Below are 21,664 nucleotides of genomic sequence, written 5' to 3' on the forward strand. Positions count from 1 at the left end.
GCTGGTGTTGCGACCGTGGATCTGGAGTAAGCGCCTAGTGTTGTCGAGGCACTGCCCAAGTTGCTGGTCATGTGTTGAGTGTCGAAGGGAGCGCATCAGATCGTCCCTCCAAGATCCAGATTGGATGAGGGAGGAGAGTATTCCGGTATTTCGAGAGGTTGACCGGATGCTGATTTCGCCTCCAGCAGGCGGGCTGTTGCGATATGGCGGTTGTAGCGCGCGAGGCGGATGAATACAGACTCGTCGCCGCGCAGAGCGCGAAGCGCCTTGGCGCGGAGTAGGGCGGCTTCATCCGTATTCAAGGGCGGAATTTGGTAGTGGGGGAATAACATCGTGAGCGATCCTCGGCTGGAGGGTGATGCCCATATTCTTTCCAGGGAATGGTATGACGGCGCTGAGGTTGGCGGATTACCAGTGGCCGACGTCAGTTGAAGGTGTGGAATCCCATATCGAGCGTTGATTGCCGGTGTGCATGTTTTGCGCTTCAGTACCAGTGGTATTGCTCCATCGATTGTGTTCCGTGTAGAGCAGGCACAAGAGTGACGCACAAGGATGCGAGAGTTCGGCCAACTGATCATCACGCCACCTCCGTACGAGATTCGGCAATGCGCTCGGCCACCCATGAGTCGACCTCGGACTGCACCCACACCGAATGGCCTGGCGCCAGTTTTACCTGAGCTGGGAAGGTGCCGGTCTTGATTCGGCGATAGAGCTCCGACTGGCTCAACGATGTGATGGACAGGACTTCTTTGATACGGATTAAACGACGGGGTTCTTGAGTAGCCATTCCTAGCACCTCCTGAAGTGAGCTGGGCATGGCTACGATTGCACACGTTACTTTTTTTTACGTGGCAAGTTTCGGTGGTCGAAAATTGCCGAAAAATTAATGCTCGCTCAATTGTCCAGATTTCAATTTGCTGGCGCAGGCCTCTGTGGCGGCTAGCGCAAGAAGAGCGCCTAAGCCGTTCCCCAGCGATTCTTTGGCCCATTTTATTGTTGACCGAAGACCGTCAGCGCCACGGTGATCGCTGACAGCAAGGGCCATTAGGCCGCGAGGAATTTTGGCACCTGTTTCCATTTGCCAGATCCACAAATCAAGGTATTGCAAAATGCCGTAGCGCGCCCAGCTTTTCAGATTGGGTCTGTAAAACTGTTTTTCCATCAGATAACGGTTGTTTGCGGCCCGAATCTCAGGAAGTTTTGCCGTAAAATCCACTATCAATTGAGCGTCGGGTATCGATTGATCAACGAGGAGCGGTACAAATCGTTCATAGCTATTCTGCATCCACCCGGTGATCAGCAACGGAGGATCCGCATTCATGCTGGTTGGCAGGTTGTCAGAAAGGAATTTGCTCATAGCTACGAACCACTTTTCTGGATCCTGTTCGTAGCCCGGTTGTTTCTTCGCGTGGTCATACAAATCTCTAAATGTCATGAGATTGACTCCACGCTTATTTGCAGCCAGAAACTCCGCGTATCCACCAAAACCGAAAAAAGCGGGAATGCGAGCATTTCTAACGTCTACTCCCCTTATAAATTTGATTATCCTAGAAAACTCTTCGGCGCATTCATAGGCGCGCGCATGAGACTCATCTTTGCTCGTTTTCAACAGGGAGATCAGGTGTTCTCGCTGACGAAGCTGTCTGTACCACTCCGCAGCATCGAAGTCTTTAGCCGCTGAGTAGTTATCGTTACTGAACCAATCTGGCAATTCTTTAGTTCGATAGATTTTGGCCATATTTTTGGTTCTCAGTCTCTTCCGTATCGGCTTGGTTGGAAGACACACGGCTGGGAAGCCCTCTTTTCACCGTCTAGGGCAGGGCCATTCAGAGCAGTCATGTTTTGGGCTTGATATTCGCCACGTTTACTTCAGCACATAGAACTTCTATCGAATCAGCCCAAGCTTGCATCATTTCACGGCGTTGCTCGAGGTAGTGGGCGTGGTTATAAGTGTCGCGGATCTCGTCTTGGTCGCCATGGGCCAACTGGCGCTCGATCCAGTCTCGGTTGTACCCGCGGCTGTTTAGTTCGGTACTGAGCAGGTGGCGAAATCCGTGTCCAGTCTGTCGACCTTCATAGCCGATTTGGTGCAGTGCCTTATTAACGGTATTTTCGGACTGAGGGCGTTCCCGATTGTTCCGACCCGGGAATGCGATGGGGTAACTCCCGGTTATTTCCTTGAGCTCCAACAGATTGGCCACCGCCTGAAGGGGGAGTGGGACGATATGAGGCCGACGCGCCTTCATTCGGGCAGCCGGTATCGTCCAGGTGGCTGACTCCAAATCAATCTCGCTCCAAGGGGCGTGGCGGAGTTCTCCCGGGCGCACGCCCGTCAGCAGAAGCAAGCGCACAGCGATCCGGGTCATTACATCGAATTTTGCGGCATCGAGTTTGGTCAGAAGAGTGGGGATTTCCAAGAAGGGTATGTGTGGATGATTTTTGGTTCGGGGAGCGATTGCTGCAACCACGTCCAAGTCGGTCGCGGGGTTCGACTCCACGGAACCCTTGGCGAGGCCAAAACGAAAAATCTGACTCAACCACTGGCGAATCTTTCCAGCGACGTTGAGCGCGCCGCGCTTTTCGACCCTGCGCACCAAGGCGACCAACTCAGGCCGAGTGACTTCTTGCACCGGGTGCTGGCCAATAACAGGGAGGATATCTGCTTCCAGATATTGCAGCGCCTTGGCCGCTGTCGAACTGACCCAGCGTGGTGCGTTATACGCATACCACTCACGTGCCAAATCCTCGAAGGTGTGGGCAAGTGCGGCGTGGGCAGCTTTTTCCGCTTGCTTGTGAGCAGTTGGGTCTATGCCATCCGCCAGAAGGCGACGGGCATCTTCGCGGCGCTCCCTGGCCTTCGCGAGGGTTACGGTGGGGTAAGTACCTAACCCCATCATTTTGGCTTTGCCGCCGAAGCGATATCGGTATCGCCATAGCTTTGATCCGCCAGGCGTTACTTCGAGGCACAGGCCTGCGGCATCTGCCATGCGGTAAAGCTTTTCTCGCGGTTTAGCTGTTCGAGCAGCTGTATCGGTAAGTGCCATGGCAACCCCCTCAGCGCCGGCGCTGGCGGGAATGAGTACCCGACTTGTGTGAGTAGATTTTTAGACCAAACTCAATCTACTCACGAATCTACTCACATACTTCTGGGCTGACAAGGAAGTGCTCAGGAATTGTAGGCACAAAAAAACCGGCGCTAGGGCCGGTTTATCTGCTCTCCAGAGTCTGGTAGGGACTGCTGGATATATGTACATGGTGCCCCGAGGGAGACTCGAACTCCCACTCCTTTCGAAAACGGATTTTGAATCCGCCGCGTCTACCAATTCCGCCATCAGGGCTCAATGGCGGCGAAGTATAGAGATGAGATTACCGTCGGTCAATCAGGTACATAGAGAATTTTCACTATTTCGGCTAGACTTCCGGCCCCTGCTAGACGAACCCCATCATGCGCGTTGCTGACTTTACTTTCGAACTCCCTGATTCGCTGATTGCTCGCCACCCTTTGGCCGAGCGTCGCAACAGTCGCCTGTTGACCCTTGATGGGGTCAGCGGCGCCCTGGCACACCGTCAATTCACTGATTTGCTTGAGCATTTGCGCCCGGGCGATTTGATGGTGTTCAACAATACCCGGGTGATTCCGGCGCGGCTGTTTGGCCAGAAGGCTTCCGGCGGCAAGCTGGAGATTCTGGTGGAGCGGGTGCTCGACAGTCATCGCGTGCTGGCGCATGTGCGCTCCAGCAAGTCGCCGAAGCCGGGGTCGAAGATCCTGATCGACGGCGGTGGCGAAGCCGAGATGCTGGCGCGTCACGATGCGTTGTTCGAGCTGGGGTTTGCCGAAGAGGTGTTGCCGCTGCTCGACCGCGTCGGGCACATGCCGTTGCCTCCTTATATAGACCGCCCGGATGAAGGCTCGGACCGCGAGCGTTATCAGACGGTGTACGCCGAGCGCCTGGGCGCGGTGGCGGCGCCGACGGCGGGGCTGCATTTCGATCAGCCGCTGATGGAGGCGATTGCCGCCAAGGGCGTCGAGACGGCGTTTGTGACCTTGCACGTGGGTGCGGGTACGTTCCAGCCGGTGCGGGTCGAGAAGATCGAAGATCACCACATGCACAGCGAATGGCTGGAAGTCGGTCAGGACGTGGTCGATGCCGTCGCGTCTTGCCGCGCTCGCGGTGGTCGTGTGGTTGCGGTAGGGACCACCAGCGTGCGGTCCCTGGAAAGTGCAGCGCGCGATGGCGTGCTCAAGCCGTTCAGTGGTGACACCGATATTTTTATCTACCCGGGCCGGCCGTTTCATGTGGTCGATGCCCTGGTCACCAACTTTCATTTGCCCGAATCCACGCTATTGATGCTGGTTTCGGCGTTCGCCGGTTATCCCGAAGCCATGGCCGCTTATAAAGCCGCCGTCGAGCATCAATACCGCTTTTTCAGCTACGGTGATGCGATGTTTATCACCCGTAATCCCGCACCACGTGGCCCTGAGGAAACAGAATGAGTCGCCAAAGTCGTATGTCGTTTGAGTTGCTTGCTACTGACGGCAAGGCTCGTCGCGGTCGTTTGACCTTTCCACGCGGCACTGTCGAGACCCCGGCGTTCATGCCGGTCGGTACTTACGGCACCGTGAAAGGCATGCTGCCGCGGGATATCACCGCGACTGGCGCGGAAATCATTCTGGGCAACACCTTCCATTTGTGGCTGCGTCCTGGCACTGAAGTGATCAAGAAGCACGGCGACCTGCATGATTTCATGCAGTGGAAAGGCCCGATTCTGACCGACTCCGGTGGTTTTCAGGTGTTCAGCCTGGGCGCGATGCGCAAGATCAAGGAGGAGGGCGTGACCTTCGCTTCTCCGGTGGATGGCGCCAAAGTGTTCATGGGGCCGGAAGAGTCGATGCAGGTCCAGCGTGATCTGGGCTCGGACATCGTGATGATTTTCGACGAATGCACGCCGTACCCGGCTGATGAAGACGTCGCGCGTATTTCGATGGAGCTGTCGTTGCGTTGGGCCAAGCGCTCGAAAGAAGCCCATGGCGACAACACGGCGGCGCTGTTCGGCATCGTTCAGGGCGGCATGCACCAGGACCTGCGTATGCGCTCCCTGGAAGGCCTCGACAAGATCGGCTTTGATGGCCTGGCCATCGGCGGTCTGTCGGTGGGCGAGCCCAAGCACGAGATGATCAAGGTGCTGGATTACCTGCCGGGCCAGATGCCGGCTGACAAACCTCGTTACCTTATGGGCGTTGGCAAACCGGAAGATCTGGTTGAGGGTGTGCGCCGCGGTGTGGACATGTTCGATTGCGTGATGCCAACCCGTAATGCCCGCAATGGGCATCTGTTCATTGATACTGGCGTGCTGAAGATCCGTAACGCGTTCCATCGCCATGATGATTCGCCGCTCGATCCGACCTGCGATTGCTATACCTGCCAGAACTTCTCCCGCGCTTATCTGCATCACCTGGACAAGTGCGGCGAAATGCTGGGGAGCATGCTCAATACCATCCATAACTTGCGTCATTATCAAGTGCTTATGGCTGGTTTGCGCGAGGCTATTCAACAGGGTACATTGGCCGCCTTTGTCGATGCCTTCTACGCCAAACGCGGGTTACCTGTTCCGCCTTTGGACTGAGTTTTCTGACCCCAAGATTCAACATTTGCAACTGGAGTGCTAAATGAGCTTTTTTATCTCTAATGCCATGGCTGACGCTGCTGCACCGGCTGCTGCCGGCCCAATGGGCGGCGGTTTTGAGTGGATTTTCCTGGTCGGTTTCCTGGTCATCTTCTACCTGATGATCTGGCGTCCACAGGCCAAGCGCGCCAAAGAGCAGAAGAACCTGCTGAGCAGCCTGCAGAAAGGCGACGAAGTTGTGACCACCGGCGGCATCGCCGGCAAGATCACTAAAGTAGCGGACGATTTCGTTGTTCTGGAAGTTTCCGACACTGTCGAAATGAAGTTCCAGAAAGGCGCCATTGCCGCCACGCTGCCAAAAGGCACGCTGAAAGCGATCTAAGTTTCAACTTCTACTCAATCGACGGGGCGCGCAAGGCGCCCCGCGTCATAAGCGGGCGGCGTGATGCTGAACAAATACCCTCTGTGGAAATACATTCTGATCCTGGCGGTGCTGGCGGTCGGTCTGATTTATTCCGCTCCCAATTTATATCCTGATGACCCGGCCATTCAGGTCAGCGGTGCAAGCACTGCGCTGCAAGTCAATCAGGCTGATCTGGATCGTGTGAGCACTGCGCTCAAGGAATCCGGGATCAACGTCAAGGCGGCCACTCTGGCTGCGAATGGCAAGGGCGGTCTGATTCGTCTGACCAAGGCTGAAGACCAGCTGCCGGCCAAAGACGTCGTGCGCAAGGCATTGGGTGATGACTACGTCGTTGCACTGAACCTGGCGCAAACCACCCCGCAATGGCTGCGCAGCCTGGCCGCGCACCCGATGAAGCTGGGTCTGGACTTGTCCGGTGGTGTGCACTTCCTGCTTGAAGTGGACATGGACAAAGCCCTCGACGCACGCTTGAAAGTGTACGAAGGCGATGTGAAGAGCCTGTTGCGCAAAGAGAAACTGCGCTATCGCAGCCTGCCGCAACTGGGCGGTGCCATTCAGCTGGGTTTCAGTGATGAAGCTTCCCGCGAACAGGCCCGTGCACTGATCCGCAAGAACTTCAACGATTTCGACATTGTTCCGGCCGACCTCAATGGTCAGGCGGTGCTGCGTCTGGCGATGACCCCGGCCAAGCTGGCGGAAATCCGCGAATACTCCATCAAGCAGAACTTGACCACGGTACGTAACCGCGTCAACGAGCTGGGTGTTGCCGAACCGATCGTCCAGCGTCAGGGCGCCAACCGCATCGTGGTTGAGCTGCCGGGCGTGCAGGACACTGCAGAAGCCAAGCGTATCCTCGGCAAGACGGCCAACCTTGAGTTCCGTCTGGCGGCTGAGCCTGGCGCTTCGAAAGCCACTTCCGAAAGCTTCGAGTTCCGTGAAGGCAATCGTCCGCCGGCACAGATCGAGCGTGGCCTGATCATCACCGGTGACCAGGTCACCGACGCCAAGGCTGGTTTCGGCGAGCACGGCACGCCAGAAGTGAATATCCGTCTGGATGGCCACGGTGGCGAGCTGATGAGTCGTGCGACCCGCAGCAACGTCGGTCGCAGCATGGCGGTGATCTTCATCGAGCAGCGTCCAGTCACCACTTACACCAAGCAAGTGGTTAACGGCGTCGAGAAAGACGTAGCGGTCCAGACCTTCAAAGAAGAGAAGAAGATCATCAGCCTCGCGACCATTCAGTCGCCGCTGGGTGCTCAATTCCGCATCACTGGCCTGAACGGTCAGGGCGAGTCGTCCGAACTGGCGCTGCTGTTGCGTGCCGGTGGTCTGGCGGCTCCGATGTACTTCGCTGAAGAGCGCACCATCGGCCCGAGCCTGGGTGCGGACAACATCGTCAAAGGTATCGATGCATCGCTGTGGGGCATGCTGTTTGTCTCGCTGTTCATCATCGCCATCTACCGCTTCTTCGGCATCATTGCCACCGTCGCGCTGGCGGTGAACATGGTGTTGCTGCTGGCCTTGATGTCGCTGCTGGGTGCAACGCTGACCCTGCCGGGTATCGCCGGTATCGTATTGACCATGGGTATGGCGGTCGACGCCAACGTTCTGATCTTCTCGCGGATTCGTGAAGAGATCGCGGCGGGCATGACCGTACAACGGGCAATCAACGAAGGCTTCGGCCGGGCATTTACTGCGATTCTCGACGCCAACCTGACAACATTGCTGGTCGGCGGGATTCTCTTTGCGATGGGCACAGGCCCGGTCAAAGGTTTCGCAGTGACCATGTCCCTCGGGATCTTTACCTCGATGTTCACGGCCATCATGGTGACCCGCGCGATGGTCAACCTGATCTTCGGCGGTCGTGACTTCAAGAAGTTGTGGATTTAAGGGGCTGCCATGTTACGTACAATCAACTTCATGGGCGTTCGCAACGTTGCGTTCGGCGTCACATTGTTCCTCACGGTGCTGGCCTTGTTCAGCGTCGCCACCAAGGGCATGAACTGGGGCCTGGACTTCACCGGCGGTACGCTCATCGAGCTGACCTACGAGCGTCCGGCCGATGTCACCAAGGTGCGCGAGCAACTGGCCACTTCGGGTTACCACGAGGCAATCGTGCAGAGCTTCGGTGCGACTACCGATCTCTTGGTGCGCATGCCGGGTGAAGATCCGCAGTTGGGTCATCAAGTGGCGGAAGCGCTGCTGAAAGTCGGCGGCGACAACCCGGCGACGGTCAAGCGCGTCGAGTTCGTCGGCCCGCAGGTGGGTGAAGAGCTGCGCGACCAGGGCGGCCTCGGCATGCTGATGGCGCTGGGCGGCATCCTGATCTACCTGGCTTTCCGCTTTCAGTGGAAGTTCGCGGTCGGTGCCATCGTTTCGCTGATCCACGACGTAATCGTGACCATCGGTATCCTGTCGTTCTTCCAGATCACCTTCGACCTGACGGTGCTGGCGGCGGTATTGGCGATCATTGGTTACTCGCTCAACGACACCATTGTGGTATTCGACCGGGTTCGTGAGAACTTCCGTGTGCTGCGCAAGGCGACCTTGATCGACAACATCAACATCTCGACCACGCAAACCCTGCTGCGGACCATGGCGACGTCGATCTCCACCTTGTTGGCGATCGCGGCCCTGTTGTTCTTCGGTGGCGACAACCTGTTCGGCTTCTCCATCGCCCTGTTCATCGGTGTTCTGGCGGGTACTTACTCGTCGATCTACATCGCGAACGTGGTGCTGATCTGGCTGAACCTGAGCAGCGAAGACCTGATTGCTCCTGTGGCCACTGACAAGGAAGTCGACGACCGTCCATAACGGCCATCGCTTTTCCAGCTGTCTGCCAGAAAAGGCGCGAGTTGAACTCGCGCCTTTTTTTATGCTCCAAGGCTGGGAGAAGCGCGGACATGTTCCGCGGGTGATGGTCAGGAGGTTCATGTGAACAAGTCGTTGCTGGTTGGTGCGGTATTGGGTGCTGTCGGTGTGACTGCCGGGGGTGCTGTTGCCACCTACAGCCTGGTTAAAAGCGGCCCTGAGTATGCGCAAGTGCTAGCCGTTGAACCGGTCAAGACACAAATCAAGACGCCACGTGAAGTGTGCAAGGATGTAGCAGTGACCCGGCAGGCGCCGGTGAAAGATCAACACCAGATCGCCGGTACGGTGGTGGGTGCGCTGGCAGGCGGTCTGCTGGGTAACCAGATCGGCGGCGGCACCGGCAAGAAAATTGCCACGGTTGCAGGCGCGGTTGGCGGCGGATATGCCGGCAACAAGGTTCAGGAAGGCATGCAGGAGCGTGATACTTACACCACGACGCAGACTCGCTGTAACACAGTGAATGACATCAGCGACAAGGTCGTAGGTTACGACGTGCGTTATTCGCTGGATGGCAAGGAAGGCAAAGTGCGGATGGACCGTGATCCGGGCAACCAGATTCCGGTCGACAAGGAAGGCAAGCTGGTCCTGTCGCAGAACGAACAGGCTCATTAAGTAGCTGACATTCAGATTCAAAAAGAAGCACCCTGCGGGGTGCTTTTTTTGTGCCCGAAATTTATGCCTCACCACCAATCCCCTGTGGGAACGAGCCTGCTCGCGATAGCGGTGTGTCAGCCTCCATCAATGTTGAATGTGGCTCAGTCATCGCGAGCAGGCTCGCTCCCACAGGGATCGTCGGTGTTTTTGGGGGTGGATTTTGGGCATAAAAAAAGCACCCCGAAGGGTGCTTTTTTGTGGGCGTTCGCTTAGCGCTTCAGCGAAGCCGGCAGGTGCGGCTGAATGGCCGTCAATACTGCTTTGAAGCACTTGGTGTTACCGGCAACGATGTGACCTTTCTCAAGGAAATCGTGGCCGCCGGTGAAGTCGCTCACCAAACCGCCGGCTTCCTGGATCAGCAGGGCGCCTGCAGCCATGTCCCACTCGGACAGGCCCGACTCCCAGAACGCGTCGAAGCGACCAGCAGCCACGTAGGCCAGGTCCAGGCTCGCCGAACCTGCGCGGCGGATACCGGCGGTCTGGCCCACCAGGGCGCGGAACATGCCCAGGTAGTTGTCGAGGTTGTCCATCTGGTCGTCACGGAACGGGAAGCCGGTACCCAGCAGGGCGCCGTCCAGGCTGGTGCGACCGCTGACGCGCAGGCGGCGACCGTTCAGTTGAGCGCCGCGACCACGGCTGGCGGTGAATTCTTCCTGGCGAACCGGGTCCAGAACAACAGCGTGCTCCAGGCGACCGCGGTATTTGCAGGCGATGCTGACAGCGAAGTGAGGAATGCCGCGCAGGAAGTTGGTGGTGCCGTCCAGCGGATCAATGATCCACAGGTATTCTTCGCCTTCGATCCCGGTGCCGGCGTGCATGCCGGTTTCTTCACCCATGATCGAGTGGTTCGGGTAAGCCTTGCGCAGCGCGTCGATGATTTTCTGTTCAGCGGCGCGATCCACCTCGGATACGTAATCCTTGGCGTCTTTTTCGTCGACCTTGATGGTATCCAGGCGCTCGATGGAGCGGAAGATCAATTCACTGGCGCTGCGGGCGGCGCGCAGCGCGATATTCAGCATGGGCTGCATGGATGTGTCACCTAAGGTTGTTAAAGAAAGCCGGGCATTCTATCAGAACTTTTCTACAGGTGAAGGTCGGTGTTCGCTTTCGTAGCTTAACGGTAGGTTGAGCTGTAAGATTCTGCTCCCCATTTCTGTGTTCGAGAGCGCCTCCCTTGCTGCATAACATTCGTGTCGTCCTGGTCAATACCAGCCACCCCGGCAATATCGGCGGGGCTGCGCGTGCCATGAAGAACATGGGCCTGTCGCGGCTGGTGCTGGTCGAACCGCGGCTGTTCCCGCACCACGAGGCCGATGCTCGTGCCTCCGGCGCCGGGGATATCCTTGAAAACGCGCAAGTCGTCGCCACCTTGGAAGATGCCTTGATCGGCTGCAATCTGGTGCTCGGCACCAGCGCCCGCGACCGCCGTATTCCCTGGCCGTTGCTTGATCCCCGCGAGTGCGGTGTGAAGGTGGTCGAGGAAGCCGCGTCGGGTGCCGAGATCGCCTTAGTCTTTGGTCGTGAAGATTCCGGCCTGACCAATGAAGAGCTGCAGCGATGTCATTATCACGTGCACATCCCATCAGACCCTGAGTTCAGTTCGCTGAACCTTGGGGCGGCGGTGCAGGTGTTGAGCTATGAAGTGCGCATGTCCTGGCTCGCGGCCCAAGGCCAGCCGAGCAAGGTCGAGAAGGATGAAGTGGCGTCCACCAAGAGTGGTGAACTGGCGACCATGGATGAGCTCGAGCGATTCTATGAACACCTGGAGCAAACCCTGGTGGCCATCGAATTCCTCGATCCGGAAAAGCCTCGGCACTTGATGGCGCGCCTGCGCCGGTTGTACGGTCGAAGCTCGGTCAGCCGGGCGGAAATGAATATATTGCGTGGCATCCTCACGGAAACCCAGAAAGCGGCCCGTGGCGAGCTTCTTAAGCGGAAGGATTAAAAATGTTCGAGCGTTTGCGTGAAGATATCCAGAGTGTTTTCCATCGTGACCCGGCTGCGCGCAACGCCTTTGAAGTTTTGACCTGCTACCCGGGCATGCACGCCATCTGGATCCATCGCCTGTCATCGGCCTTGTGGGGCATGGGCTGGAAGTGGCTGGCGCGGCTGGTGTCGAACTTTGGTCGCTGGCTGACCGGGATCGAGATCCATCCGGGCGCCAAGGTCGGTCGTCGTTTCTTTATTGACCATGGCATGGGCATCGTCATCGGTGAGACCGCCGAGATCGGCAACGACGTCACCCTTTATCAGGGCGTGACCCTTGGCGGCACCAGCTGGAACAAGGGCAAGCGTCATCCGACGCTGGAAGATGGCGTGGTAGTGGGGGCGGGCGCCAAAGTGCTTGGTCCTTTCACGGTTGGCGCAGGTGCCAAGGTCGGTTCCAACGCCGTCGTCACCAAGGCTGTGCCTGCCGGCGCGACGGTTGTCGGGATTCCGGGGCGGATCATCGTCAAATCCGATGAAGAGCAGGATGCCAAGCGCAAGGCCATGGCCGAGAAGATCGGTTTCGATGCTTACGGTGTTGGTGAAGACATGCCGGACCCGGTGGCTCGCGCCATTAACCAGTTGCTTGACCATCTGCAGGCGGTCGATGGTCGTCTGGAGGGGATGTGCGGGGCGTTGAAGGACCTGGGCAGTAATTACTGTGCGAAAGATCTGCCTGAGCTGCGCGAAGAAGACTTCGCCTGTGTGAAGGACAAGGATCAGAGCCAGGCCAGCTAAACCGAGTCGACTTCAATCGCGGACAAGCCCGCCCCCACATGAATTGCGCCATGCACGCCATCGAGGCAGGCAAAGGCCCCTGTGGGAGCGGGCTTGCCCGCGATGAACGATAACGCGCAATTGCTGGCTGTAACGGGCCAGCCTTTGCTATGATGCGGCCGCTCTTTTGCGGGTAATCCTGACTAAAGTACTAGGTCTTATAGTTGACTTAAATACTCGGGAATTGCATACTCGCCCCATTCCGAACTCCGTGGTAATTGTCCATGCGACTGACTACAAAAGGCCGATACGCCGTAACCGCCATGCTTGACCTGGCGTTGCACGCGCAGCACGGGCCGGTGTCCCTGGCCGATATCTCCGAGCGCCAAGGCATCTCCCTGTCCTACCTCGAACAGCTTTTCGCCAAATTGCGCCGCAGCAATCTGGTCTCCAGCGTTCGTGGTCCGGGCGGCGGCTACCAACTGTCCCGCGACATGCAGGGCATCCAGGTCGCCCAGGTGATCGATGCGGTGAACGAATCGGTCGATGCGACCAAATGCCAGGGCCAAGGTGATTGCCATCAAGGCGACACTTGCCTGACCCACCACTTGTGGTGCGATCTGAGCCTGCAGATTCACGAATTTCTGAGCGGTATCAGCTTGGCTGATCTTGTCACTCGCCGTGAGGTACAAGAAGTAGCCCAGCGTCAGGACCAGCGTCGTTGCAACAGCAAGACGCCACGCCTGGACAAGATTGAAGCGTCCGCCGTCGAATGACAGCCAAAGAGCTAGCGGCACGCCAGCCAGCCTGATTTAGGAGATAGTCCATGAAATTGCCGATTTACCTTGATTACTCTGCGACCACCCCGGTTGATCCGCGTGTTGCGCAAAAAATGAGTGAATGCCTGCTGGTCGACGGAAACTTCGGTAACCCGGCGTCCCGTTCCCACGTGTTCGGCTGGAAAGCTGAAGAGTCCGTCGAAAACGCTCGTCGTCAGGTCGCTGACCTGGTCAACGCCGATCCGCGTGAAATCGTCTGGACCTCCGGTGCCACCGAGTCCGACAACCTGGCAATCAAGGGTGCGGCGCATTTCTACGCCACTAAAGGCAAACACCTGATCACCACCAAGATTGAGCACAAGGCTGTCCTCGACACCATGCGCCAACTGGAGCGTGAAGGTTTCGAAGTGACCTACCTCGAGCCTCAGACCGATGGTCTGGTGACCCCGGCGATGATCGAAGCCGCCCTGCGCGACGACACCATCCTGGTCTCGGTCATGCACGTGAACAACGAAATCGGCACCATCAACGACATCGAAGCCATCGGCGAACTGACCCGTTCCAAGGGCATTCTGTTCCACGTCGATGCCGCTCAGTCCACCGGCAAGGTCGAGATCGATCTGTCGAAGCTGAAAGTCGACCTGATGTCGTTCTCCGCTCACAAAACCTACGGCCCTAAAGGCATCGGCGCACTGTACGTCAGCCGCAAGCCGCGTGTTCGCATCGAAGCGACCATGCACGGCGGCGGTCACGAACGTGGCATGCGTTCCGGCACCCTGGCGACCCACCAGATCGTCGGCATGGGTGAAGCGTTCCGCGTAGCCAAGGAAGACATGGCGGCCGAGAACATTCGCATCAAAGCCCTGAGCGACCGTTTCTTCAAGCAGGTCGAAGGACTGGAAGAGCTGTACATCAACGGCAGCATGACCGCCCGCGTACCGCACAACCTGAACCTGAGCTTCAACTACGTTGAAGGCGAGTCGCTGATCATGGCACTCAAGGATCTGGCGGTTTCGTCCGGTTCGGCCTGCACCTCGGCTTCCCTTGAGCCTTCGTACGTACTGCGCGCCCTGGGCCGCAACGACGAACTGGCACACAGCTCGATTCGCTTCACCTTCGGCCGTTTCACCACCGAAGAAGAAATCGACTACGCCGCGCAGAAAGTCTGCGAGGCCGTTACCAAGCTGCGCACCTTGTCGCCGCTGTGGGACATGTACAAAGACGGTGTCGACATTTCGAAAATCGAGTGGGCGGCACACTGATTTCAAGTCGCCGCAAACCGGCCCTGCAGGATTTCGGTTCGCAGGGCTCAAGAGCGACTCTCTGATGAGTGAGGATTGAGAATCATGGCTTACAGCGAAAAGGTCATCGACCACTACGAAAACCCGCGCAACGTCGGCAAGATGAACGCGGAAGACCCTGATGTCGGCACCGGCATGGTCGGCGCTCCGGCGTGCGGCGACGTGATGCGTCTGCAGATCAAGGTCAACGAGCAAGGCATCATCGAAGACGCCAAGTTCAAGACCTATGGTTGCGGTTCGGCAATCGCCTCCAGCTCCCTGGCGACCGAGTGGATGAAAGGCAAGACTCTGGATGAAGCAGAGACCATCAAGAACACTCAGCTGGCCGAAGAACTGGCCCTGCCGCCAGTCAAAATTCACTGCTCCGTACTTGCTGAAGACGCTATCAAAGCGGCCGTTCGCGACTACAAGCAGAAGAAAGGCTTGATCTAAGCATTAAGCGACGAGTAAGGAGTCAACGATGGCTATCAGCATGACAGAAGCGGCTGCTCGACACGTGCGACGCTCCCTTGACGGGCGCGGCAAAGGTGAGGGGATTCGTCTGGGTGTTCGCACCACGGGCTGTTCTGGCCTTGCCTACGTGCTGGAGTTTGTCGACGAGGTGGTTGAGGAAGATCAGGTGTTCGAAAGTCACGGCGAGAAAGTGATCATCGACCCGAAAAGCCTGGCCTACCTGGACGGCACCGAACTCGATTTCGTCAAGGAAGGGTTGAACGAAGGCTTCAAGTTCAACAACCCCAACGTACGCGGTGAATGTGGCTGCGGCGAAAGCTTCAACATCTGAGGCTGCTCGTGGGTACTCCTTGTCATTTCGCTTTATTTGAACTGCAGCCGAGCTTCCGTCTGGATCTCGATCAGTTGGCCACGCGCTATCGTGAGTTGGCGCGCGGTGTTCATCCGGACCGCTTTGCAGACGCTTCCGAGCGTGAGCAACGGCTGGCGCTAGAGCAATCCGCGAGCCTCAACGAGGCCTACCAGACGCTCAAAAGTCCCCCGAAGCGCGCGCGATACTTGCTCGCCATGGGTGGTCGCGAGCTGCCGCTGGAGGTCACGGTGCATGATCCGGAGTTTCTTCTGCAGCAGATGGAATTGCGTGAAGAGCTCGAAGACCTGCAAGACAGCGCCGACCTGGCGGGTGTTGCAGTGTTCAAGCGTCGCTTGAAGACGGCTCAGGATGAACTGAACGAAAGCTTCGCAGCCTGTTGGGATGATGCAGCGCAACGTGAGCAGGCCGAACGCCTGATGCGGCGCATGCAGTTCCTCGACAAGCTCACCTACGAAGTGCGCCAGTTAGAAGAGCGCCTCGACGATTAACCCAGTGCCGCTCCGGTCGCACGCCTGATATACAGATAAGTCCTGATAACGATGGCCCTACTGCAGATCGCCGAACCCGGCCAAAGTCCTCAACCGCACCAGCGTCGTCTGGCTGTGGGGATCGACTTGGGCACTACCAATTCGCTGGTCGCTGCATTGCGCAGTGGTCTTTCCGAGCCTCTGGCCGACGCTGACGGGCAGGTCATCCTGCCTTCTGCCGTGCGCTACCACGCCGATCGCGTCGAAGTTGGCGAATCGGCCAAGCTGGCGGCCGCTACCGATCCTTTGAATACCGTGCTGTCGGTCAAGCGCTTGATGGGTCGTGGTCTGTCCGACGTCAAGCAATTGGGCGACCAACTGCCGTACCGCTTCGTCGGCGGCGAGTCGCACATGCCGTTCATCGACACGATTCAGGGTCCGAAAAGCCCGGTCGAAGTCTCTGCCGATATCCTGAAAGTGCTGCGTCAGCGTGCTGAAGAAGCATTGGGCGGCGAACTGGTGGGTGCGGTGATCACCGTTCCGGCCTATTTCGACGATGCTCAGCGTCAAGCGACCAAGGACGCGGCCAAGCTGGCCGGTCTGAACGTGCTGCGGTTGCTCAATGAGCCGACCGCTGCCGCTGTGGCTTACGGTCTGGATCAGCATGCCGAAGGCCTGGTCGCGATTTATGATCTGGGCGGCGGTACCTTCGATATTTCGATCCTGCGCCTGACTGGCGGTGTGTTTGAGGTTTTGGCTACCGGCGGCGACAGCGCGCTGGGCGGCGATGACTTCGACCACGCCATCGCGGGCTGGATCATCGAGAGCGCCGGTCTGTCCGCCGACCTCGATCCGGGTGCGCAACGCCATCTGCTGCAAACCGCTTGTGCAGCCAAAGAAGCCCTGACCAATACCTCGTCCGTTGAAGTCGCTTACGGTGACTGGAAAGCGCAATTGACCCGCGAAGCTTTTGATGCGCTGATCGAGCCAATGGTTGCCCGCAGCCTTAAAGCCTGCCGCCGTGCGGTGCGTGATTCCGGCATCGAGCTGGACGAAGTGCACGCCGTGGTCATGGTCGGCGGCTCGACTCGCGTGCCTCGCGTTCGCGAAGCCGTCGCTGAAGCCTTTGGTCGCCAACCGCTGACTGAAATTGATCCGGATCAAGTGGTGGCCATTGGTGCTGCGATCCAGGCCGATACGTTGGCTGGCAACAAGCGCGATGGCGGCGAATTGCTCTTGCTCGACGTCATCCCGTTGTCCCTGGGGCTGGAAACCATGGGCGGCTTGATGGAGAAGGTGATTCCGCGCAACACCACGATCCCCGTTGCCCGCGCCCAGGACTTCACCACTTACAAAGATGGCCAGTCGGCCATGGCGATTCATGTGTTGCAGGGCGAGCGCGAGCTGATCAGCGACTGCCGTTCCCTGGCACGCTTCGAATTGCGCGGCATTCCGGCAATGGTCGCCGGTGCCGCGAAAATTCGCGTGACCTTCCAGGTCGATGCCGACGGTCTGCTCAGTGTTTCTGCTCGCGAGTTGGGTTCGGGTGTCGAGGCCAGCATTCAGGTCAAGCCGTCCTACGGCCTGACCGACGGCGAAATCGCCAAGATGCTCAAGGAATCGTTCCAGCACGCCAACGACGACAAAGTTGCCCGTGTACTGCGTGAGCAGCAGGTCGATGCCCAGCGCCTGATCGAAGCGGTGCAGGCCGCCCTCGATGTCGACGGTGAGCGCTTGCTCGACGCCGAAGAGCGCATGGTCATCGAGCTGCAGATGCAGGAACTGACCGAACTGATGAAAGGCACTGATGGTTTCGCCATCGAGCAGCAGACCAAGCGTCTGTCGCAAGTGACCGATGCATTTGCTGCCCGCCGCCTGGATTCGACGGTGAAAGCCGCGCTGGCGGGGCGCAACCTGAATGAGATTGAGGAATAACGATGCCGCAGGTCATTTTTCTGCCACATGAGAAGTTTTGCCCGGACGGCATGGTCGTGGAGGCTGAGACCGGTACGTCCATCCTCGAGCTGGCCCACGAACACCATATCGAGATGGAAAGCGCCTGCGGCGGCGTCTGCGCCTGCACCACTTGTCACTGCCTGATTCGCGAGGGCTTTGACTCGCTGGAAGAGGCTGACGAGCTGGAAGAGGACTATCTTGATCGAGCCTGGGGGCTGGAGCCAGTTTCCCGCCTAGGCTGTCAGGCCAAGGTCGGCACCGAAGACCTGACCGTCGAAATTCCGAAATATTCGCTCAACCATGCGGCCGAAGCGCCGCACTGATTCAAGGAAGCGTCATGAGTCTGAAATGGGTTGATGTGCTGGAAATCGCGATCCAACTGGCTGAATCCAAGCCGGAAGTGGACCCGCGTTACGTGAACTTCGTCGATCTGCACAAATGGGTGCTGGCATTGCCGGAGTTCAGTGATGATCCGACCCGCGGTGGCGAGAAGGTGCTTGAAGCCATTCAGGCCGCCTGGATCGAAGAAGCAGACTGAGTCTGCGCCGTACGCAGTTAGGCAATACCAAAGAACCCGCGTATAATTCGCGGGTTTAATTTTTCGCAAATTACCGTTTCTGGAGTTACACCATGGCTGTTCAACGTACTTTCTCCATCATCAAGCCTGACGCTGTTGCAAAAAACGTCATCGGCGAGATCACCACTCGTTTCGAAAAAGCAGGCCTGCGCGTTGTAGCTTCGAAACTGAAGCAACTGTCCAAAGCCGAAGCTGAAGGCTTCTACGCTGAGCACAGCGCTCGTGGTTTCTTCGGCGATCTGGTTGCTTTCATGATCTCCGGTCCGGTTGTCGTTCAGGTTCTGGAAGGCGAAAACGCTATCGCTCTGAACCGTGAGCTGATGGGCGCTACCAACCCTAAAGAAGCTGCTGCCGGCACCATCCGTGCTGACTTCGCTGACTCGATCGACGCCAACGCTGTACACGGTTCGGACTCCGAAGCCGCTGCTGCTCGCGAAATCTCGTACTTCTTCGCAGCTACTGAAGTAACCACTCGCTAAGCATTGGCTTAAGAGTGAAGGTGAATCCATGACTACATCGACTGTAAAAACCAACCTGCTGGGTCTGACTCAACAGGAAATGGAAAAATTCTTCGACTCAATCGGGGAGAAGCGTTTCCGTGCCGGTCAGGTAATGAAATGGATTCACCACCTTGGCGTCGATGATTTCGACGCCATGACGAATGTCAGCAAGGCCTTGCGCGACAAGCTCAAGGCAATTGCCGAAGTTCGCGGTCCTGAAGTGGTCAGCGAGGACATTTCCACCGACGGCACCCGTAAGTGGGTGGTGCGCGTGGCGTCCGGCAGCTGCGTCGAGACCGTCTACATTCCCCAGGGCAAACGCGGCACTCTGTGCGTTTCGTCCCAGGCAGGCTGTGCCCTGGATTGCAGTTTCTGCTCCACCGGCAAGCAAGGTTTCAACAGCAACCTCACCGCCGCCGAAGTCATCGGCCAGGTGTGGATTGCCAATAAATCGTTCGGCAGCATCCCGGCGACCGCCGACCGTGCCATCACCAACGTGGTGATGATGGGCATGGGTGAGCCGCTGCTGAACTTCGACAACGTCGTGGCCGCCATGCATCTGATGATGGATGACCTGGGCTACGGGATTTCCAAGCGCCGCGTGACCCTGTCCACATCGGGCGTGGTGCCGATGATCGATGAGCTGTCCAAGCACATCGACGTCTCCCTGGCGTTGTCGCTGCACGCACCAAACGACGCATTGCGTAACCAATTGGTGCCGATCAACAAGAAATATCCGCTTAAGATGCTGCTCGAGTCGTGCCAGCGCTACATGTCGTCCCTGGGCGAAAAACGCGTGCTGACCATCGAGTACACCTTGTTGAAAGATATCAACGACAAGGTCGAGCATGCCGTCGAGATGATCGAGCTGCTTAAGAACATCCCGTGCAAGATCAACCTGATTCCGTTCAACCCGTTCCCGCATTCCGGTTACGAGCGCCCGAGCAACAACGCGATTCGCCGGTTCCAGGATCAGCTTCACCATGCCGGCTTCAATGTCACCGTACGCACCACCCGCGGTGAAGACATCGATGCCGCGTGTGGCCAATTGGTAGGGCAGGTGCTGGATCGCACCCGTCGCAGCGAACGTTATATCGCCGTGCGCGAATTGAGCGCCGAGAACGATTTGGCGCAAAACGCCGCGAAATAAATCAAGAGAGGATCTCTATGTCCCTGCGCTTTGCGCTGCTTTTGCTATTGGCCAGCCTGTGTGCTGGTTGCGTCCTGTCGGGCGATTTCAACCCGATGAAGACCAGCAAAGGGCGCGATGAAGCGCGTACGGCCTACGTGCAACTGGGCTTGGGGTACTTGCAGCAAGGCATGACCGAACGGGCAAAAGTGCCGTTGAAGAAAGCGCTGGATCTGGATGACTCGGATCCGGATGCCAATGCGGCGCTCGGGCTGGTGTTTCAGGCGGAAATGGAGCCTGAACTGGCAGACCAGCACTTTCGCAAGGCGCTGTCTTCACGTCCCAACGATGCACGAATCCTGAACAATTACGGCAGCTTTCTTTTCGAAGAAAAACGTTACAAAGAGGCCTACGAGCGCTTTGAGCAGGCCGCCGCCGATACCTTGTATCCTGAGCGTTCGCGGGTGTTCGAGAACCTGGGCATGACCGCTTCGAAGCTGGGCCAGCGTGATCTGGCGCAGCAGCAACTGGAAAAAGCCCTGCGTTTGAACCGCCAACAACCGCGTGCATTGCTGGAAATGGCTGAGTTGTCCTTCGAAGACAGGCATTATGTGCCCGCGCGTGAGTACTACGATCGTTTTAGCCTGCTCACCGAGCAAAATGCACGTAGTCTATTGCTCGGCGTTCGGCTGGCAAAAGTGTTCGAAGATCGCGACAAGGCCGCCAGTTTTGGCCTGCAACTAAAACGACTCTATCCCGGTACGCCGGAATATCAGCAATACCTGTCGGAGCAATGATGAAAGCGGCGCATCCCGAAGTTGTAGCAGCGAATCGCGTTAACCCCGGTGAGACTTTGCGCCAGGCCCGCGAAAGCAATGGCTGGTCGCTGGCCGAAGTGGCCCTCAAGCTCAACCTCACCGTCAATTCCTTGAGCAATCTGGAAGCCGGCGCTTTCGACAAGCTGCCAGGGCACACGTTTGCTCGTGGTTATATTCGTGCGTACGCCAAGTTGCTGGGCATGGACCAGACCGTTCTGGTCCAGCAGTTCGACCAATCCACCGGTACCGACTCCCAAGGCAGCAGCGTCCACAGCCTGGGTCGTATCGAAGAACCGGTTCGGGTTTCCCACACTATTTTGCGCATTGTCAGCCTGCTGTTGCTGATCGCTGTGATTGGCGGTGGTTTTGTCTGGTGGCAGGATCAAACCTCGCTGCGCACCAAAGACCTGATCGGCCTCAGCCCGGAACACGTTGAAGTCGAAGGCGCCGATGGCACCACCCAGATCCATCCGCTGGACGAGCCGGAAGACCAGGCTGTCGCGGAAGGTCAGGCTGAAGGAACAACTGCGCTTGCGTTGCCACAAGCCGAGACTTCGACTGAAGCGCCGGCTGAAGCTGAACCCGCTGCGCCTGCGACCGCTCCAGCTGCACCGACGCCTGCTGCACCGGCGCATGCCACCGCTCCGGCGGCCCCGGCGCCCGTTGCCCCGACGCACAGCACCGCGCCAGTTGTTGCGCCTGCGGCCCCGACGGCTCCGGTTGTGTCGACTCCGCCGGCATCCGCCTCGGTAACGCCGACCATCCCTGCTCCAACGGCGGCTCCGGTTGCCGGCCAAGGCCAGGTTCAACTGCAGTTCACCGCCGATTGCTGGACACAAGTCACCGATGGCACCGGCAAGGTGCTGCTCAGTGGTCTCAAGCGTAAAGGCGAAAATGTTTCCGTCAGCGGCAAGCCGCCGTTTTCCGTACGTCTGGGCTTCGCCCGTGGCGCGCAGGTCAGCTACAACGGGCAGGCGGTCGATGTCGCTCCGTTCACCAGTGGCGAGACTGCTCGCCTGAAGTTGGGTCAATAA

25 protein-coding genes and 1 tRNA gene are annotated in these 21,664 nt (G+C 58.0%); 20 read left to right on the top strand and 6 right to left on the bottom strand.

Features of this window, described 5'->3' with window-relative positions; genetic code table 11:
• Positions 1–95: 95 nt before the first annotated feature.
• The 5 genes from ACRC4F_RS01890 to ACRC4F_RS01910 all read right to left on the bottom strand — a co-directional run bounded on the left by ACRC4F_RS01890 (position 96) and on the right by ACRC4F_RS01910 (position 3,338).
• Positions 96–332 carry a hypothetical protein gene (locus ACRC4F_RS01890; protein WP_438657837.1) on the bottom strand — a complete coding sequence of 79 codons (237 nt, stop codon included), beginning with the start codon at positions 330–332 and terminating at the stop codon, positions 96–98.
• 245 nt (positions 333–577) lie between these two features.
• Positions 578–787, bottom strand: coding sequence for a helix-turn-helix transcriptional regulator (locus ACRC4F_RS01895; RefSeq protein WP_438657838.1), 210 nt, complete (start codon positions 785–787; stop codon positions 578–580).
• Positions 788–883: 96 nt separating this feature from the next.
• Entirely contained in the window at positions 884–1,738 is an 855-nt protein-coding gene (locus ACRC4F_RS01900; RefSeq protein WP_438657839.1) for a DUF6387 family protein, read from the bottom strand.
• A gap of 97 nt (positions 1,739–1,835) precedes the next feature.
• Positions 1,836–3,044 (bottom strand): tyrosine-type recombinase/integrase, encoded by a 1,209-nt coding sequence (locus ACRC4F_RS01905; RefSeq protein ID WP_438657840.1) that lies wholly within the window; start codon positions 3,042–3,044, stop codon positions 1,836–1,838.
• 209 nt (positions 3,045–3,253) lie between these two features.
• Positions 3,254–3,338 (bottom strand) — tRNA-Leu (locus ACRC4F_RS01910).
• 107 nt (positions 3,339–3,445) lie between these two features.
• Here ACRC4F_RS01910 and queA point away from each other — a divergent pair.
• From queA to ACRC4F_RS01940, 6 genes are all read left to right on the top strand, one after another.
• The gene (gene queA / locus ACRC4F_RS01915) at positions 3,446–4,495 is read left to right on the top strand and encodes a tRNA preQ1(34) S-adenosylmethionine ribosyltransferase-isomerase QueA (protein WP_438657841.1); all 1,050 of its coding nucleotides are present in this window, start codon (positions 3,446–3,448) and stop codon (positions 4,493–4,495) included.
• A 14-nt stretch (positions 4,496–4,509) separates the two neighbouring features.
• A complete protein-coding gene (gene tgt / locus ACRC4F_RS01920; protein ID WP_162130724.1) occupies positions 4,510–5,625 on the top strand; it encodes a tRNA guanosine(34) transglycosylase Tgt in 1,116 nt (371 codons plus the stop codon).
• 43 nt (positions 5,626–5,668) lie between these two features.
• On the top strand, positions 5,669–6,007 hold the full coding sequence (gene yajC / locus ACRC4F_RS01925; RefSeq protein WP_007916913.1) for a preprotein translocase subunit YajC: 339 nt from the start codon (positions 5,669–5,671) through the stop codon (positions 6,005–6,007).
• A gap of 63 nt (positions 6,008–6,070) precedes the next feature.
• Complete coding sequence (secD, locus tag ACRC4F_RS01930; protein WP_438657842.1) at positions 6,071–7,939, top strand: protein translocase subunit SecD; 1,869 nt, start codon at positions 6,071–6,073, stop codon at positions 7,937–7,939.
• Positions 7,940–7,948: 9 nt separating this feature from the next.
• On the top strand, positions 7,949–8,863 hold the full coding sequence (gene secF, locus ACRC4F_RS01935; protein WP_438657843.1) for a protein translocase subunit SecF: 915 nt from the start codon (positions 7,949–7,951) through the stop codon (positions 8,861–8,863).
• A gap of 120 nt (positions 8,864–8,983) precedes the next feature.
• Positions 8,984–9,532, top strand: a complete 549-nt coding sequence (locus tag ACRC4F_RS01940) for a glycine zipper 2TM domain-containing protein (RefSeq protein ID WP_010457893.1) — start codon at positions 8,984–8,986, stop codon at positions 9,530–9,532.
• A 251-nt stretch (positions 9,533–9,783) separates the two neighbouring features.
• Here the strand turns inward: ACRC4F_RS01940 and suhB are convergent, their stop codons facing one another.
• Complete coding sequence (gene suhB / locus ACRC4F_RS01945) at positions 9,784–10,602, bottom strand: type III secretion system regulator SuhB (protein ID WP_008014726.1); 819 nt, start codon at positions 10,600–10,602, stop codon at positions 9,784–9,786.
• Between the two features lie 146 nt (positions 10,603–10,748).
• On the opposite strand from suhB, the gene trmJ reads away from it, so the two are divergent.
• The 14 genes from trmJ to ACRC4F_RS02015 all read left to right on the top strand — a co-directional run bounded on the left by trmJ (position 10,749) and on the right by ACRC4F_RS02015 (position 21,664).
• A complete protein-coding gene (trmJ, locus tag ACRC4F_RS01950) occupies positions 10,749–11,519 on the top strand; it encodes a tRNA (cytosine(32)/uridine(32)-2'-O)-methyltransferase TrmJ (RefSeq protein WP_438657844.1) in 771 nt (256 codons plus the stop codon).
• A 2-nt stretch (positions 11,520–11,521) separates the two neighbouring features.
• The gene (cysE, locus tag ACRC4F_RS01955; RefSeq protein WP_033061461.1) at positions 11,522–12,298 is read left to right on the top strand and encodes a serine O-acetyltransferase; all 777 of its coding nucleotides are present in this window, start codon (positions 11,522–11,524) and stop codon (positions 12,296–12,298) included.
• Positions 12,299–12,561: 263 nt separating this feature from the next.
• The gene (iscR, locus tag ACRC4F_RS01960) at positions 12,562–13,053 is read left to right on the top strand and encodes a Fe-S cluster assembly transcriptional regulator IscR (RefSeq protein WP_008042436.1); all 492 of its coding nucleotides are present in this window, start codon (positions 12,562–12,564) and stop codon (positions 13,051–13,053) included.
• A 50-nt stretch (positions 13,054–13,103) separates the two neighbouring features.
• Positions 13,104–14,318, top strand: a complete 1,215-nt coding sequence (locus ACRC4F_RS01965; RefSeq protein ID WP_438657845.1) for an IscS subfamily cysteine desulfurase — start codon at positions 13,104–13,106, stop codon at positions 14,316–14,318.
• Between the two features lie 84 nt (positions 14,319–14,402).
• Positions 14,403–14,789 carry a Fe-S cluster assembly scaffold IscU gene (gene iscU / locus ACRC4F_RS01970; RefSeq protein WP_007929523.1) on the top strand — a complete coding sequence of 129 codons (387 nt, stop codon included), beginning with the start codon at positions 14,403–14,405 and terminating at the stop codon, positions 14,787–14,789.
• Between the two features lie 28 nt (positions 14,790–14,817).
• The gene (gene iscA, locus ACRC4F_RS01975; RefSeq protein ID WP_027922750.1) at positions 14,818–15,141 is read left to right on the top strand and encodes an iron-sulfur cluster assembly protein IscA; all 324 of its coding nucleotides are present in this window, start codon (positions 14,818–14,820) and stop codon (positions 15,139–15,141) included.
• Between the two features lie 8 nt (positions 15,142–15,149).
• The gene (hscB, locus tag ACRC4F_RS01980; protein ID WP_219094527.1) at positions 15,150–15,671 is read left to right on the top strand and encodes a co-chaperone HscB; all 522 of its coding nucleotides are present in this window, start codon (positions 15,150–15,152) and stop codon (positions 15,669–15,671) included.
• Between the two features lie 51 nt (positions 15,672–15,722).
• Positions 15,723–17,585, top strand: coding sequence for a Fe-S protein assembly chaperone HscA (gene hscA, locus ACRC4F_RS01985; RefSeq protein ID WP_438657846.1), 1,863 nt, complete (start codon positions 15,723–15,725; stop codon positions 17,583–17,585).
• A 2-nt stretch (positions 17,586–17,587) separates the two neighbouring features.
• The gene (fdx, locus tag ACRC4F_RS01990) at positions 17,588–17,929 is read left to right on the top strand and encodes an ISC system 2Fe-2S type ferredoxin (RefSeq protein WP_339553466.1); all 342 of its coding nucleotides are present in this window, start codon (positions 17,588–17,590) and stop codon (positions 17,927–17,929) included.
• 14 nt (positions 17,930–17,943) lie between these two features.
• Entirely contained in the window at positions 17,944–18,144 is a 201-nt protein-coding gene (gene iscX / locus ACRC4F_RS01995) for a Fe-S cluster assembly protein IscX (RefSeq protein ID WP_017340315.1), read from the top strand.
• Positions 18,145–18,236: 92 nt separating this feature from the next.
• Positions 18,237–18,662 (top strand): nucleoside-diphosphate kinase, encoded by a 426-nt coding sequence (gene ndk / locus ACRC4F_RS02000; protein ID WP_007916882.1) that lies wholly within the window; start codon positions 18,237–18,239, stop codon positions 18,660–18,662.
• Between the two features lie 28 nt (positions 18,663–18,690).
• Positions 18,691–19,833, top strand: a complete 1,143-nt coding sequence (gene rlmN / locus ACRC4F_RS02005) for a 23S rRNA (adenine(2503)-C(2))-methyltransferase RlmN (RefSeq protein WP_438657847.1) — start codon at positions 18,691–18,693, stop codon at positions 19,831–19,833.
• 17 nt (positions 19,834–19,850) lie between these two features.
• Positions 19,851–20,609: a type IV pilus biogenesis/stability protein PilW gene (pilW, locus tag ACRC4F_RS02010; protein WP_438657848.1), complete on the top strand. Its 759-nt coding sequence runs from the start codon at positions 19,851–19,853 to the stop codon at positions 20,607–20,609.
• A complete protein-coding gene (locus tag ACRC4F_RS02015; RefSeq protein ID WP_438657849.1) occupies positions 20,609–21,664 on the top strand; it encodes a RodZ domain-containing protein in 1,056 nt (351 codons plus the stop codon). Before pilW ends, ACRC4F_RS02015 begins: the two co-directional genes overlap by 1 nt.

This window comes from Pseudomonas sp. (assembly GCF_051660785.1).
Lineage (GTDB): Bacteria > Pseudomonadota > Gammaproteobacteria > Pseudomonadales > Pseudomonadaceae > Aquipseudomonas.

Excerpts from the sequence above, each read along its gene's own strand:
- ACRC4F_RS01890 (WP_438657837.1), bottom strand. The coding sequence starts at position 332 with ATGTTATTCCCCCACTACCAAATTCCGCCCTTGAATACGGATGAAGCC.
- ACRC4F_RS01895 (WP_438657838.1), bottom strand. The coding sequence starts at position 787 with ATGGCTACTCAAGAACCCCGTCGTTTAATCCGTATCAAAGAAGTCCTG.
- ACRC4F_RS01900 (WP_438657839.1), bottom strand. The coding sequence starts at position 1,738 with ATGGCCAAAATCTATCGAACTAAAGAATTGCCAGATTGGTTCAGTAAC.
- ACRC4F_RS01905 (WP_438657840.1), bottom strand. The coding sequence starts at position 3,044 with ATGGCACTTACCGATACAGCTGCTCGAACAGCTAAACCGCGAGAAAAG.
- queA (WP_438657841.1), top strand. The coding sequence starts at position 3,446 with ATGCGCGTTGCTGACTTTACTTTCGAACTCCCTGATTCGCTGATTGCT.
- tgt (WP_162130724.1), top strand. The coding sequence starts at position 4,510 with ATGTCGTTTGAGTTGCTTGCTACTGACGGCAAGGCTCGTCGCGGTCGT.
- yajC (WP_007916913.1), top strand. The coding sequence starts at position 5,669 with ATGAGCTTTTTTATCTCTAATGCCATGGCTGACGCTGCTGCACCGGCT.
- secD (WP_438657842.1), top strand. The coding sequence starts at position 6,071 with ATGCTGAACAAATACCCTCTGTGGAAATACATTCTGATCCTGGCGGTG.
- secF (WP_438657843.1), top strand. The coding sequence starts at position 7,949 with ATGTTACGTACAATCAACTTCATGGGCGTTCGCAACGTTGCGTTCGGC.
- suhB (WP_008014726.1), bottom strand. The coding sequence starts at position 10,602 with ATGCAGCCCATGCTGAATATCGCGCTGCGCGCCGCCCGCAGCGCCAGT.
- cysE (WP_033061461.1), top strand. The coding sequence starts at position 11,522 with ATGTTCGAGCGTTTGCGTGAAGATATCCAGAGTGTTTTCCATCGTGAC.
- iscR (WP_008042436.1), top strand. The coding sequence starts at position 12,562 with ATGCGACTGACTACAAAAGGCCGATACGCCGTAACCGCCATGCTTGAC.
- ACRC4F_RS01965 (WP_438657845.1), top strand. The coding sequence starts at position 13,104 with ATGAAATTGCCGATTTACCTTGATTACTCTGCGACCACCCCGGTTGAT.
- iscU (WP_007929523.1), top strand. The coding sequence starts at position 14,403 with ATGGCTTACAGCGAAAAGGTCATCGACCACTACGAAAACCCGCGCAAC.
- iscA (WP_027922750.1), top strand. The coding sequence starts at position 14,818 with ATGGCTATCAGCATGACAGAAGCGGCTGCTCGACACGTGCGACGCTCC.
- hscA (WP_438657846.1), top strand. The coding sequence starts at position 15,723 with ATGGCCCTACTGCAGATCGCCGAACCCGGCCAAAGTCCTCAACCGCAC.
- fdx (WP_339553466.1), top strand. The coding sequence starts at position 17,588 with ATGCCGCAGGTCATTTTTCTGCCACATGAGAAGTTTTGCCCGGACGGC.
- iscX (WP_017340315.1), top strand. The coding sequence starts at position 17,944 with ATGAGTCTGAAATGGGTTGATGTGCTGGAAATCGCGATCCAACTGGCT.
- ndk (WP_007916882.1), top strand. The coding sequence starts at position 18,237 with ATGGCTGTTCAACGTACTTTCTCCATCATCAAGCCTGACGCTGTTGCA.
- rlmN (WP_438657847.1), top strand. The coding sequence starts at position 18,691 with ATGACTACATCGACTGTAAAAACCAACCTGCTGGGTCTGACTCAACAG.
- pilW (WP_438657848.1), top strand. The coding sequence starts at position 19,851 with ATGTCCCTGCGCTTTGCGCTGCTTTTGCTATTGGCCAGCCTGTGTGCT.
- ACRC4F_RS02015 (WP_438657849.1), top strand. The coding sequence starts at position 20,609 with ATGAAAGCGGCGCATCCCGAAGTTGTAGCAGCGAATCGCGTTAACCCC.